This is a genomic window from Nostoc sp. (assembly GCF_036917235.1).
Classification (GTDB): Bacteria; Cyanobacteriota; Cyanobacteriia; order Cyanobacteriales; family Nostocaceae; genus Nostoc.
This window is the reverse complement of the sequence record NZ_JBALDU010000099.1, coordinates 52,517-65,262: the sequence shown is the minus strand read 5'-3', so window position 1 is coordinate 65,262 and position 12,746 is coordinate 52,517. Positions and strand designations below refer to the sequence as shown.

11 protein-coding genes are annotated in these 12,746 nt (G+C 40.5%); 6 read left to right on the top strand and 5 right to left on the bottom strand.

All coding sequences use genetic code 11. The annotated features are described in order from the left end of the window. Positions 1-74: 74 nt before the first annotated feature. Positions 75-272 (bottom strand): hypothetical protein, encoded by a 198-nt coding sequence (locus tag V7K44_RS28080; protein ID WP_334936532.1) that lies wholly within the window; start codon positions 270-272, stop codon positions 75-77. 90 nt (positions 273-362) lie between these two features. Beyond that, a complete protein-coding gene (locus tag V7K44_RS28075) occupies positions 363-1,499 on the bottom strand; it encodes a cob(I)yrinic acid a,c-diamide adenosyltransferase (RefSeq protein WP_069068662.1) in 1,137 nt (378 codons plus the stop codon). A 238-nt stretch (positions 1,500-1,737) separates the two neighbouring features. Here V7K44_RS28075 and fraC point away from each other — a divergent pair, with 238 nt between their 5' ends. The 3 genes from fraC to V7K44_RS28060 all read left to right on the top strand — a co-directional run bounded on the left by fraC (position 1,738) and on the right by V7K44_RS28060 (position 4,273). Further along, positions 1,738-2,277 carry a filament integrity protein FraC gene (gene fraC, locus V7K44_RS28070; protein WP_334936530.1) on the top strand — a complete coding sequence of 180 codons (540 nt, stop codon included), beginning with the start codon at positions 1,738-1,740 and terminating at the stop codon, positions 2,275-2,277. A 64-nt stretch (positions 2,278-2,341) separates the two neighbouring features. Then, positions 2,342-3,349 carry a septal junction protein FraD gene (fraD, locus tag V7K44_RS28065; protein WP_334936528.1) on the top strand — a complete coding sequence of 336 codons (1,008 nt, stop codon included), beginning with the start codon at positions 2,342-2,344 and terminating at the stop codon, positions 3,347-3,349. A gap of 144 nt (positions 3,350-3,493) precedes the next feature. Beyond that, positions 3,494-4,273, top strand: a complete 780-nt coding sequence (locus tag V7K44_RS28060) for an ABC transporter permease (RefSeq protein WP_334936526.1) — start codon at positions 3,494-3,496, stop codon at positions 4,271-4,273. Positions 4,274-4,540: 267 nt separating this feature from the next. Here the strand turns inward: V7K44_RS28060 and V7K44_RS28055 are convergent, their stop codons facing one another. Both V7K44_RS28055 and V7K44_RS28050 read right to left on the bottom strand, forming a co-directional pair. Beyond that, the gene (locus tag V7K44_RS28055; RefSeq protein ID WP_094351427.1) at positions 4,541-5,197 is read right to left on the bottom strand and encodes a pentapeptide repeat-containing protein; all 657 of its coding nucleotides are present in this window, start codon (positions 5,195-5,197) and stop codon (positions 4,541-4,543) included. A gap of 672 nt (positions 5,198-5,869) precedes the next feature. Next, positions 5,870-7,531, bottom strand: coding sequence for an asparagine synthetase B family protein (locus V7K44_RS28050; RefSeq protein ID WP_334936523.1), 1,662 nt, complete (start codon positions 7,529-7,531; stop codon positions 5,870-5,872). Positions 7,532-7,671: 140 nt separating this feature from the next. Between V7K44_RS28050 and V7K44_RS28045 the strand changes: the two genes are divergently transcribed. Next, positions 7,672-7,803 carry a hypothetical protein gene (locus V7K44_RS28045; RefSeq protein WP_334936520.1) on the top strand — a complete coding sequence of 44 codons (132 nt, stop codon included), beginning with the start codon at positions 7,672-7,674 and terminating at the stop codon, positions 7,801-7,803. A 90-nt stretch (positions 7,804-7,893) separates the two neighbouring features. Here the strand turns inward: V7K44_RS28045 and V7K44_RS28040 are convergent, their stop codons facing one another. Beyond that, a complete protein-coding gene (locus V7K44_RS28040; protein ID WP_334936518.1) occupies positions 7,894-8,775 on the bottom strand; it encodes a 4-hydroxybenzoate solanesyltransferase in 882 nt (293 codons plus the stop codon). A 349-nt stretch (positions 8,776-9,124) separates the two neighbouring features. Between V7K44_RS28040 and V7K44_RS28035 the strand changes: the two genes are divergently transcribed. Together V7K44_RS28035 and V7K44_RS28030 are read left to right on the top strand one after the other, a co-directional pair. Next, positions 9,125-10,774: a Ppx/GppA phosphatase family protein gene (locus V7K44_RS28035; RefSeq protein WP_334936516.1), complete on the top strand. Its 1,650-nt coding sequence runs from the start codon at positions 9,125-9,127 to the stop codon at positions 10,772-10,774. 916 nt (positions 10,775-11,690) lie between these two features. Further along, on the top strand, positions 11,691-12,245 hold the full coding sequence (locus V7K44_RS28030) for a RidA family protein (RefSeq protein ID WP_334936514.1): 555 nt from the start codon (positions 11,691-11,693) through the stop codon (positions 12,243-12,245). Positions 12,246-12,746: the final 501 nt, after the last annotated feature.

Genomic DNA, 12,746 nt, shown 5'->3' with positions numbered 1-12,746 from the left:
AATGCTTCCATCCTCGGTAAGGGGGATGGGGTCGTTATCTGGCTTAAATACAAGTCGTTTACCACCTTCTAGGTCTACTGCAAATTCACTTGCAGATCTCCTTTTAAGGAATGGGGATGACCTGCAAATAATTCCTTGACACAGCTAACAGCTGCAAGGTCAGCCAATCGGGCTGTCAATTTCTTGGCACAATTTGCACCCAATTTTCTTTGCGCTAAGTATTGTTGTTCGCATAGCTTTTGCAGTTTGCCGTCAGCGAAGGTGATTTCCATGCGTTACTAGACTAATATAAGTTTACCATTTTGGTAAACAAATTTGTTATATTTCTAGAAAATCTAACATATAAACTAACTCAGCAATTCCTAAAAATCTACACCTCGTTTAAGTTCTACACCTTGATTAGCATAGTGTTTGTGGCAATAAACCTCTGAGTGGACGCTAGCCAAGTCGAAGTATGCAGGTGGATTTTGGCAACGGCCAGTGATAATAATTTCGGTGTCGCGGGGTTTGCGGAGTAAAGCTTGAACAATGGGTTCAACGGGGAGTAGTTCTAAGTCAACAGTGGGATTGAGTTCATCGAGAATAATAGTTTTATACAATCCAGAGGCGATCGCAACTTTTGCAATTTCCCAACCTCGTTCGGCTTCTACATAATCTAATTCTTGCCGGGAATTTCGCCAGACGATCGCATCTCCACCGCAACGCTGATGATCCACTACTTCTGGATATGACTGCTGCAAAGCGGCGATCGCTGCGTCTTCTGTGTAGCCACTACCGCCTTTAAGCCACTGCATAATCAACACACGGGTTGATCCTGGATGATTAATTCCTCTACCGATTGCCTGTAAGGCTTTGCCCAAAGCACTAGTAGATTTACCTTTACCAGCACCAGTATAAATTTCAATCCCTTCCAGGAAGAGAGCTTTGGCTGTTGGGTGGTGATGAGGTTTCATTTCTGAGTGCAAATCTGCAATATCGAGCAACTTTTGCGGTGCGGCGCGTCCGGTAGCAATGATTTCCAACTCTTGGGGTTTGGATTTTAATGTCTTTACCACTTCATCCACTGGTAACAAACCTAAATCCAGAACTGGGTTAATTTCATCCAAGACGACAACTGAATATAAACCACTAGCGATCGCACCTTTGGCGACATCCCAACCCCGCATTGCTTCATCTCGGTCAAAAGTGGTAATTTCCTCCGGGCCAAAAAATTCGGCTCTCCCGGTGCGAACCTGGTCAATTAAATGGGGAAACCCGCGCTGTAAAGCTGCGATCGCGCCATCTTCGTCATAATCACGTTCTGGCCCTTTTAAAAATCGCAGCAGTAAAACACGATTAGAATTGCTAGGCGTATTTATTCCCAAGCCAATGGAGCGCAAAACCACCCCCAAAGCCGCTTGAGATTTACCTTTACCCAGACCATCGTAGACGTGAATTTGACCAATAAGCCGTTCTTGACGCACTTGCGCCGTCCGAATCCCAATACCGTTCCTTGTCATCTCTCGAAAAGCTATAACTATGGCAGTCTTTAATCTTACCTAACCTCTTGTACTCTCAGGTAGAGAAACTACGCCTCTAATGCGTCTGTACAAGGGTCAATTCGATCTATTAACAATATCAATAGAGGAATACTGGCACACTCGCATAGTAAAGGACAAGAACGATGGGATAATTTCCCCCATCACCCTTACTATCCCAGTTATACTCACTACAGTTAACCCTTACCCGTAACCATTTATGCCTGACAATTGGATGCTTCCCAGGATTTTTCCCATTGGTGGATTTCTGTTTGACTTTTTATTTGTATTGATTGCCATCCCCATCGAAGCTTATGTTTTGCATTCTCGACTAAAATTTGACAAAAAAACCAGTACTTTTTATGCAATTTCTATTAATCTGTTTTCCAGTGTAATTGGTTGGTTCATATTTTTTGTCTCAGAACCAATGTTGCCAATACAGGTTAAATCAGAATTAATTAACTATATGTTTTTTAATAATTTTCAATCGCCAAATACACAACCTTTAATTATTTTAACTGCGTGTATAATTTTTTTTGCTACGTTTTTGATGAAATTTTTCATTTTAAGGGTTTTGCTATTCTCCTTAAATGAATCATTTGCGAAAAAGGAAGAGGAACCTAAAACATCCCAGCGGCTGCAACGGCGTCGTTTTAGCACCCTTAATTTCCAAAATACTAATTTAGTTACTACTATACTAATAGCAAATTCTCTGAGCTATACTGCAATAACCATTATTTTATTATTTCGTTCAAAATAGCAAGAAATTACTTGTTTCTTTAATTTAGAGGAAAAATATTGATTAATCGGGTGTACGGAGGAATATGAATACGCTATTAAAAGATGTTTTTGGGGTTTTTAAATTTGCGGAAGGGCTTTATGCAGGAATTAGAAAAATATTAGTTCCACCCAAAGCTTATTCTTGGCAGACATTTATTTATATGAGTGTTTTTTCTTGGGTAGTCTCATATTTTGCCACAGGTTATATCAAAGATATAATTGCCTTTTTCGGTTGGTTATTTTTAATTGCTGGTACAGCTTGGTATACAACTGAAGATCCTTTGAGGGTTCCTGGGACTTTTATGCCAGTCGGGGCAGTAATCACTGGATTCTTAGTGAGTGTTTTTGCATTTGGAGATCAACGAGATGTAATTACACCAAGAACAATCGTTTTTTGGCCAACAATTTCAGCACTAATTACGGCAATACCAGAGTTTATTGAAGGAAATGACACCGACGCAAAAGCTCGCATTCCTAAGCCACAAGACCGCCAAAGAATCATAATTTTAGTTGCTAGTAGTATGCTGCTAAGTTGCTGGATTCAGTTTCACTTTGTGACGGATAATTGGTTACGACAATATCCGAGTTTGCAAGCAGATACTTTTAAACATAGTACCTTTATTGTCAGAACAGAAGCAGCAGTAAAAATTCCCCAAAACGGCGTTGTAATTCTTCAGAGACTTCAACCAATAGTAGTAGAGCAAATAGCTGAAAGACCTTGGTCAGAAGTAGAGAAATGGTTGCTAGATGCAAAACAGCGGGTAGGAAATCTGGGTAGGGAAATCATTAAAAAGAACCTGAGTAAATATGAAGAGAAGGAATTATGGCGCGTTGAACCACGTGTAACTAATACGAAGTCTGGATATATATTAGATTTATTAAGTATTTGGATAGGTCCGAGTTCTAACCCACGGGGCTATTACTTAAAAAAATCTTGTCGCATTGAACCAGTTGCAACAGCTACTAATCCAGAGAATAAGATTACAGTTGCAGAAATTGAATGCGATCGCGCCAGTAAATTAATTCCTGGTTCACCGCCTCCACAGCAGTGAGGAGTGGGGCAGCATTCTCTACGAGAGGCTGCGCCAACGGCTACGCTCAGTGACCGAGGAGCAGGGGGAAGAATAATAAAATTACCTTTTTACCCTCTGCCTCTTCCCAATGACAAATGACCAATGACAAATGACAAATGACCAATGACTATTAACAGAATTTTTGTATTAGCAAAGAATGTGTTTCAGGAAGTGATACGCGATCGCATCCTATATATTATTGGTTTTTATGCGCTAGTACTCGCTACTGCGTTCCGCGTCCTTCCTGAGTTTGCAGCTACGGCTGAAGATAAAATGTTTTTAGACTTTGGGATGGCAGCGATGAATGCCATCGGGTTAATTATTACGATATTTATTGGTACGGGACTAATTAATAAAGAAATTGAAAAACGCACTATTTTAGTATTAATTGCTAAACCTGTTAGTCGCAGCGAAATTATCGTCGGCAAATACTTGGGTTTATCCGCAGTTCTAGCTGTGCTTGTCGCTACAATGACAGCAATTTATCTCGTATTTTTGCAAATTGGCAATATTCCTCATCCTATAGCAAGCATTCTAATTGCTGCAATTTTCTTATTTTTACAGTTGTCATTAATTACTGCTGTGGCTATTACCTTCGGTGTTTTTACTGCTTCTCTGCTAGCGACTGTTTTAACCTTTGCGGTATATTTAATCGGAAATATTACTCAAGATTTAGTACAACTTGGTCGTCTTAGCCGTAACCCTGGTATGGAACGTCTAACTCAAGATTTGTTTCTTTTCTTGCCAGATTTATCTCGATTAGATTTGAAAAATGATGCCGTTTATGGTCTGCAAGCACTACCTGACACTACTGCACTGATTATGAATGCTAGTTATGGCTTAGTTTATAGTGCCATGTTATTAGCGATCGCTATTTTTATCTTTTCACAACGCGAATTTTAGACATTGGGTATGGGGGAGAATACAAGGGGAAGTTCAGAGCGATCGCATAGTAAGATAATCACAAGTGCGATCGCATTCTCTTGACGAACAGCAAGCGATTCATCAGAAACTTACCCCCCTTAATCCCCCCGATGTATTAGGGGAAACCGGAAATCCAGTTCCCTCCCCTTTATAAGGGGAGGGTTAGAGCGGGGTAAAACCCTGGTTAATCAACTATTTCAGACTTATGTATACACGGTAGTTATCTCTTTACAAGGCTAACTCTAGCTAATAAATAACTATCTGAGGTTGCTCAATTGTGCCATCAGGCATAATAGTATCTCGCAACTTTGCATAAATCAAATTTGTCTTCCAAAGGTTTGCCTTACTCAAGTTTGCTTTGGTTAAATTTGCCCATGTCAAGTCTGCACTAGTTAAGTTAGCCTCAGTCAAATTAGCTTCTAGTAATTTTGCTCCACATAGCTTGGCTCGTGTGAGATTTGCAAAACTTAAGTTAGCTTCAATCAGCGATGCCTCAATTAATTTGGCTTCACTTAAGTCTGCTTCTCTCAAATCCACATCACACAAAGAAGCACCCCAAAGATTACTACCTGTGAATTTCACCCGCCATAAGAAAGTTCCACACAAATTTGCTCTTGTTAAATCAGCATTAGTCAAATTGGCTTCACACAAAGATGCTTCATACAAATTAGCTTCACGTAAGCTAGCTTGCATCAAATTTGCGCCACTTAAATTAGCACGAGTTAGAACACAGCCAGACAAATTTGCACCACGCAAATCCGCTCCAATTAAATTAATACCACTTAAATCAATTCCTTTCAGATCGATTCCACTCAAGTCGCATCCACTGAAATCTCGGCGCTGAAAATATTTATTTGTGATTTGACTTAAAATAAATTCCTGTTGTTGAGCATAATTGTTCATGGTATTCACCTCTGGGTGTAATTGATCTCAAAGGTTGAGTGTGTTAGTTACCACAATACTTCTCGGTTAGGCATTTTTTATTCGGAATCGGGTTTTGGCAAAAGATTACTGGGTTTGGGTTAAAGGTTTTTTCTTTCCCCTTTCTTTTTTCCCCTTAAGCGAGAAGTATTAGTAGTTACCGTATATTGAGATTACACCGCAAACGGAGATTAGCTCAGTAAATAATCAAAAATAAATTAAAAGAAAATCGGCAATCACTTGAAAATGCGTTTTTTCAGTGGTTTTTAAAACAAAAAATGCTGACATAAGTCAGGAAATATTGATACGATCGAAGTCATTTGTCTTTGCTTATTGGTACTAATGACACATGACTTCGATTTTCTCACGGCTTTTCATGAAAAGCCTTGGGATAAGTTAAGATTCAAAATTTTTATTAGTACTGAGTACTTATCCTCACTCAAGATTGATAGCTACCACCACAATACGGTTCAGTTAAGCATTTCTTTCTTCTCTTTGCGTCCAACTCCTACTAGACGCTGCGCGTAGCTTGCTTCCCCGAAGGGGTATGCGGTTCGTTTTTCTTTCTTTTACTTACGGTTTAGCGCATCTTCATACAGAATTGGTATTAGGCATAACCCAACTTAGTCATGGCGTATCTTTTTGTTGTTTTCACTACTGCGCTTTTTGATTGACTTGTAACCAAATTTCTAAACTAGCAAGCAACCATAGCTTTACTCCATAACGACTCCAAGTATCGCCTTGATATTTCCGAAATCCTAACTGCACCGGTACCATCATGCCACTTTTGGGACGATGAATAATTGTGTCTGGTAAAATATCTGCAATTGCTTGCTTTAAAACTGCTTTTTCTTCCACTCCAGAAAGCTTATACTTTGGAGGTATTTCCATGCTTAACTCTACTATTCGTTGATCAAACAGAGGAGAACGACCTTGCAAAAGAGCAGCTTGAGTCAAGTTACTAACTTTGGTCAAAATTTGGTCAGCGCCTTTAAATTTGATGTTCATCGCCATCAAACGATTCAGATAGCTAGCTTGGGAATATAAATCTTCAGCAAAAACCCAAGGTGCTGTTTGCACTGCTGTCCAAACTTCTGGTTTTAAAAGTTGCGGTAAGTCAACAGCACACTTTTGAAAGGAAATTAAATAAGCTTGCAATGCATCCTGATTGGTGACAGAGCCATATAAACTATTAATTAGCATCGGCTGATTTTTTGGCCCACCAAAACAGGGGTCGCCACCTTCACCATTTAAAACTACTTCTACGCTTTCTCTTGCCAGTCGTCCCAGCAAAAGGTTGGGAACAGTCAGTGGGTCGCCAATGGGGTCATCTAAATATGCCATTGTTTCCGGCAGGCGTGACCACATATCCTTAAAAGTAATTTCTAAAATGTGGTGCTGCGTTTGACAATGGCATGCAACGAGACTGGAAAATTCTAACTCATTGGGACATTCCGAACCAAAATGAATCGAGAAGGTGTGGACTGGTGCTTTGTGGAATTTTGCTACTAAAGCGGTGATACTGCTAGAGTCCAAACCACCAGAAAGAAAAACGCCAACGGGTTCATCTGCTGGTGGTAAATATTCTTGAACAACTTGCTCTAGGAGTTCTCGCAAGCGATCGCCATGCCATGCTAAAGGTTGATCTATTGCTACAATCTGTTCTTGAAGCTGCCAATAAGCTGTAACTTTGTGGTCAGGAAATTCTAAAACGGTTCCAGGTCGCAGTTCCCGCACCTGTTCCCAAAGGGTTCGTTCTCCGGGAACAAAGGCACAACAAAGATAATCTCGCAACGCCAGCAAATCTAAATCGGATGAACGATGGGGTGCTAAAGTTCTCAGTTGAGGCGCAATCCAACGAACCGAACTAGTGGTAGTGTAATAGAGAGTACGAACACCGATGCGATCGCGAACCAACCTTAAGACCTGTTTCTCTCTATCCCAAACCACTAGCGCAAACATCCCCACAAGTTGGCTAAGACTTTCATTACCCCATCGTTCCCAAAGATTGGCTACCAGTTGCAGAGAACTTCCTTGAAAGCTATCTGGTTCAATTCCCAACTTTTGCAACAACTGCAATCGGTTAGTTAACCAAATATCACCAACAACAACAAATCGTCCTCCAAAACTGATTGCTAATTTCTCCGTCGGAAATTCCGAAGTTGTGCGTGGTAAAATTACAGAAATTTTTTCATCTCGCCAAGCTATATCTTCATAGTTTGCATCAACTGTTCCCCACGCTACGCGCCAGCTTGGGTTAGTTTTGATGAATTCGATTTTAGGAGATTTACGATTTTTAAACGCATCAAATAGCATGGGAAATTTTTATGGGAAATTTTTAACGCATAAACCGTAATAACCTTACCTCCAAGCCCCTCCCCGCAAGCAAAGCTATGGTGTACACACAAGTCCTAAAAACCTAGCTTGATGAGGCTTTCCTCATTCTCATACATAGGATGGGAACGAGAGAAATAGCATTGTCAGCCGATGCAATGCCATTGTTAGCCGATGCAATGCCATTGTTAGCCGATGCAATGCCATTGTCAGTCGATGCAATGCTATTGTTAGCCGATGCAATGCCATTGTAGGTCAAAAGACTTGTGTGTACACCGTAGGCAAGCAAAAAGAGGACGATGATATCACTTATACGATTAGGAAACGCGTATCATTTGTACTTCTTATAAAGATCCAGCAATCATCCCACAAAGTAAAATAAAACCAATCCACACATTTTGCCGGAACATTTTACCATAAGCAGAATTAGGTAAGTATTGGTCTCTTAATCGCAGAGACTGCCAAACCCATCCGATAGTAGCAACTGCAAGGCTAATCCAGAAGGCTAAGTGCAGATGTATAACTACGCCTAACCAAGACAATAACAAGATTGTGCCAGCAAAGAAAATTCCAATGGCTAGAGGGGCATAATTACCAAAAAATAGGGCGCTAGAATTAACACCAATGCGGCGATCGTCTTCCTTGTCGCTCATGGCGTAAACTGTATCAAATCCCAATGTCCACAATACAGTCGCGCCCCAAAGCAACCAGGTTGGTTGAGAAATGCTTTGCGTTACTGCACTCCAGCTAATCAATACCCCAAAACCCCAAGCTATGGAAAGCACCAGTTGCGGTACAGGAAACACCCGCTTTGCACCTGGATAAAGCAAAATTACAGGCACTGCTGCCACGCATAACCAGAAACTCAGGGGGTTAAGATAAAAGGCCAAGACTGCTGCACATGCTAAAGAGACGATCGCGACTACAATCCCAACTTTCACAGATAAGGCGCGAGAAGCGAGGGGGCGATCGCGCGTTCTCTCCACTTCTGGATCGATATCCCGATCCCACAAATCGTTGACAACACACCCAGCCGCACTCGTGGCCAGAGTACCCAATATAATCACACCAACTAGAGGCAAAGGCGGTTTCCCGGAAGCTGCCAAAAACACAGCCCAAAGCGCAGGAATCATTAAAATTAACCGCCCTTCTGGTTTATGCCAGCGTAAAAGCCGGATAATTACAAGCCAAATTGGCGACTGGGGGCGTTCTGGCGTCGTTAACATAGAAATCAACAAATAACTTTAGAGAGATGAATTCACACTTCTTTACATCTATAGAATAACGTTATTTGTTATTTGTAAAAACATAACCCAAAGTGGCAACCTTAAATACCTTTAAATAGCCACTAAGGTTATAAATAGTAGGGTGAATATACATAGCTCAGTTACCCTCGACCAAGCTGAGTTGCGAATGTTGAGTATTTTTTAATTTACTCAATATTCAACGCTGGCTCAAGGCCCTGCTACCGCTAACAGCACTCAGTTTGAGCAAGTGTGTTGTCATAAATATCAGTGCTAGCTACCCCGACGTATCACCGTTTGCCATCATTTCTTAATAAAGAGAGAAAACTAGATGCTGAATTTAGTTTCTAGCTGGGAGAGTATTCCTGCTCAACCATCTAAGCAACATCGGATTATTGCTGCCATTGACCTGGGAACAAATTCTCTACACATGGTAGTAGTCAAGATTGACCCCACACTACCAGCTTTCAGCATTATTGCTAGAGAAAAGGAAACCGTGAGGCTTGGCGATCGCAATCTTACCACTGGAGAACTCAAACCAGAGATAATTGAAAAGGCGATCGCTGCTTTAGGACGCTTCCAAGAAGTTGCCAAAACTATCAACGCTGAAACAATTATCGCTGTGGCAACTAGTGCTGTGCGAGAAGCGCCCAATGGTAAAGATTTTTTGCACACAATAGAAACGGAGTTGGGTTTAAGCGTTAACTTGATTTCTGGTCAAGAAGAAGCGCGGCGAATCTATCTTGGCGTGCTGTCGGGCATGGAATTTAATAACCAGCCCCACATGATTATTGATATTGGCGGTGGTTCCACAGAATTGATTTTAGGCGATAGTCAGCAAGCCCGCACTCTCACCAGTACCAAAGTTGGTGCAGTGCGACTCACTAGCGAGTTAATCACCACTGATCCCATCAGCAACAATGAGTTCCAGTATCTGCAAGCTTATGCACACGGGATGTTGGAACGTTCTGTAGAAGAAATCTTAGCCAACCTAGAGTTTGGGGAATCTCCCCGTTTGGTGGGTACATCTGGCACAATTGAAACCCTGGCAATGATTCATGCACGAGAAAAGTCGGGTGTTATTCCTTCCACTCTTAACGGCTACCAGTTTAGTTTTAAAGACTTGCAAGAGTTGGTAAATCGCTTGCGGAAACTAAGTAATTCCGAAAGGGCTGATATTCCCGGTATGCCAGAGAAGCGCTCTGAAGTTATCTTCGCTGGCGCAGTCATATTACAGGAAGCAATGACCCTTTTGGGTAGTGAATCGGTAACAGTTTGTGAGCGTTCTCTGAGAGAAGGCGTAATCGTAGACTGGATGCTAACCCACGGTTTAATTGAAGATAAGCTGCGCTATCAAAGTTCAGTTCGGGAACGGAATGTTCTCAAACTGGCGGATAAATACCACATCAATTTAGAATACAGCGATCGCGTGGCAAAATTTGCCGAGAGTTTATTTGACCAAACTCAAGGTACTCTACATCATTGGGGAAGTGACGAGCGACAAATGCTGTGGGCAGCGGCAATATTACACAATTGCGGTCATTATATTAGCCATTCGTCTCATCACAAGCACTCTTACTATCTAATTCGCAATGGTGAATTACTCGGTTATACAGAAACCGAGATTGAAATTATTGCCAATTTAGCGCGTTATCATCGCAAATCGCCGCCTAAGAAAAAACATGAAAACTACCAGAGTTTGCTGACTAAGGAACAGCGACAAATTGTTAGTCAATTAAGTGCGATTTTAAGATTGGCAGTGGCATTAGATAGACGACAAATTGGTGCGATCGTTCAAGTGCAATGTGAGTATTATCCACAACTTAATCAGGTCAATCTGCTAATTTTCCCAACTCAATTGGATGATGATTGTGATTTAGAACTTTGGAGCTTAAATTATAAAAAAGGAGTGTTTGAGGAAGAGTTTGGAGTGAAATTAGTAGCGAGTTTAGAAAGGTCTAGTATTCCTAACTTGTCTTAGAAATTAGGGTGCGTTACACTGCGTTAACGCACCTGCACATAGCTTATGTTTATGCTTGCGATCGCTAATCAGCTTGAGAAGTTAGTCTGAGTATAAAAGTTTAAGGTAAAACTCAGAAAATTTATTTAATAAATAACTTTTTAGGAAGGTATAATTAACCAGTAACATTCTATTGTATAACAAAAATCTTAATTAAATTTGTAACCTGCATTAGGTTAAAATATCCATCTAATTTTGACATCCAACTTAAGGATGAATTTATAACTGTCCCAAGAACCATTTAAAAACAAAAAATAGTAATTAGAATAGAGTTAACAATCTATTAAATGTAGGTTATGTTGCTAGTGGATATCTAAGCCGGGAAACTTAGATATCCTTATATAAAATTTCACTAGTTTAATAAGTAATCATGCAGACATAATATTGAGGGCTGCAAAAGAAACTTGCTCAGAAGCTTAGAAACAAGTAGGGGCTTTTGGCCTTGCGCCCCTACGACAGGTGTGGTTCAAATAGATGAAAACTGCTGTAGCTGTTGTTTGCGCTCTGAAGTTATTCAGGCACCTGATATCTTGCACTCTTGCACTGGAAGTCGCGGCTACACAGGCAAAACCTTGATTTTGCATTAGTCCGCGTAGGCGGATTTTGTTTGTATAGCCGCGATTTCTAATCGCCAGGGCTAGGTGCAAGATATGAGGCACTGCGATCGCCTAATACAGTTTTTTGAGGGTCAATAGCCTGATTTAGTATAAGTTTTAACTGTATCCATATCGAAAGCTAAAGGAACTGAAGCCGATCCAGGCTTATTATTTATGTGATTGCACTGAATAACTTTGCTAATTAGTGCTTTTTAGCTTGATTAGATAGATAATAAAACTAAGTATGAGCAAAAATAGAGAACTCACATTAAGGAGCTTTAATGACTAGACCTATTAGCAGTGCTGTAAATTCATTAGTAGCAAACTTCTCGCGACGAAATGCACTTTTGTGGCTTGGAGGTAGTGGAATAACTACCGCCTTGATGGTGGCAACACAAAAGGAAGTGAACGCTAAAGACAACAAAGAGTTGAAATTGGTGAACCCACCAACATTATATAATGCACCCCAAAATGGCTATAGCCATATAGCTGTGACACCATCAAGGGCGAGAACCGTCTATATTTCTGGTCAATTTGGTTCCGATTTACAAGGAAATCTTGTCTCCAATGAATTTGAAAAGCAGTTAATACAGGCTTTTAAAAACCTCCGTTATGCCTTAGCAGCGGTTGGGGCACAACCACAAGATGTTGCAAAAACTACTGTTCTTATAGTGGATCACAACGAAAATAAATTGATCCCGTTAGGACGTGAAATTATAAATTTATGGGGGAATAAACCACCAGCAAATACTCTTATTCCCGTTCCTAGACTTGCACTTGACGGTATGTTGTTTGAAATTGATGCTTATGCGGTAATTCCAGAAAACCGTAGTTGAGGGCTGGTTTCAATATAACCCTATCAATCACAGCCGGCGGAATAACAAACTTCCGCTACTGTCAATCAATAATAGTCTCTACTATTTGAATAGGTAATTGCCTTTAGTCAGACTACGAAACCTAACTAAAAATCCCAGCAGATAAGCTGTTGCGTATTTAATTTGTATATGCGACGCGGGCAAGATGCCCGCACTACAATAATTTTACGTTTTCGTATTATACAATTTAGCTGCACATCAGCTTACTAGTAGTTTGCTCTTGTTAACTTGGTTGTTTAAAGGGAAAAGGTGAAAGTTTTTAACCTCTTCCCTTTTCATCCTTCCCCAGCCCCTACAAGCATATTTTTGAGTTAAAAAATTCCTACTTTACGCTTTGTGTGAAATATTCTATCTCTGCATTGGATACCTTAAAGCTAAAGCAGCGTGTAATGTACTCTACAATTTAAAGCTTATCTTCATAAATGCTCTCGAAAGTAAAGCCATAGTAATCTTTACTAATTA

What these genes read in the sequence shown, in the direction of transcription:
- V7K44_RS28080 (WP_334936532.1), bottom strand. Translation starts at nt 272, where the DNA reads ATGGAAATCACCTTCGCTGACGGCAAACTGCAAAAGCTATGCGAACAA.
- V7K44_RS28075 (WP_069068662.1), bottom strand. Translation starts at nt 1,499, where the DNA reads ATGACAAGGAACGGTATTGGGATTCGGACGGCGCAAGTGCGTCAAGAA.
- fraC (WP_334936530.1), top strand. Translation starts at nt 1,738, where the DNA reads ATGCCTGACAATTGGATGCTTCCCAGGATTTTTCCCATTGGTGGATTT.
- fraD (WP_334936528.1), top strand. Translation starts at nt 2,342, where the DNA reads ATGAATACGCTATTAAAAGATGTTTTTGGGGTTTTTAAATTTGCGGAA.
- V7K44_RS28060 (WP_334936526.1), top strand. Translation starts at nt 3,494, where the DNA reads ATGACTATTAACAGAATTTTTGTATTAGCAAAGAATGTGTTTCAGGAA.
- V7K44_RS28055 (WP_094351427.1), bottom strand. Translation starts at nt 5,197, where the DNA reads ATGAACAATTATGCTCAACAACAGGAATTTATTTTAAGTCAAATCACA.
- V7K44_RS28050 (WP_334936523.1), bottom strand. Translation starts at nt 7,531, where the DNA reads ATGCTATTTGATGCGTTTAAAAATCGTAAATCTCCTAAAATCGAATTC.
- V7K44_RS28045 (WP_334936520.1), top strand. Translation starts at nt 7,672, where the DNA reads ATGGGAACGAGAGAAATAGCATTGTCAGCCGATGCAATGCCATTGTTA.
- V7K44_RS28040 (WP_334936518.1), bottom strand. Translation starts at nt 8,775, where the DNA reads ATGTTAACGACGCCAGAACGCCCCCAGTCGCCAATTTGGCTTGTAATT.
- V7K44_RS28035 (WP_334936516.1), top strand. Translation starts at nt 9,125, where the DNA reads ATGCTGAATTTAGTTTCTAGCTGGGAGAGTATTCCTGCTCAACCATCT.
- V7K44_RS28030 (WP_334936514.1), top strand. Translation starts at nt 11,691, where the DNA reads ATGACTAGACCTATTAGCAGTGCTGTAAATTCATTAGTAGCAAACTTC.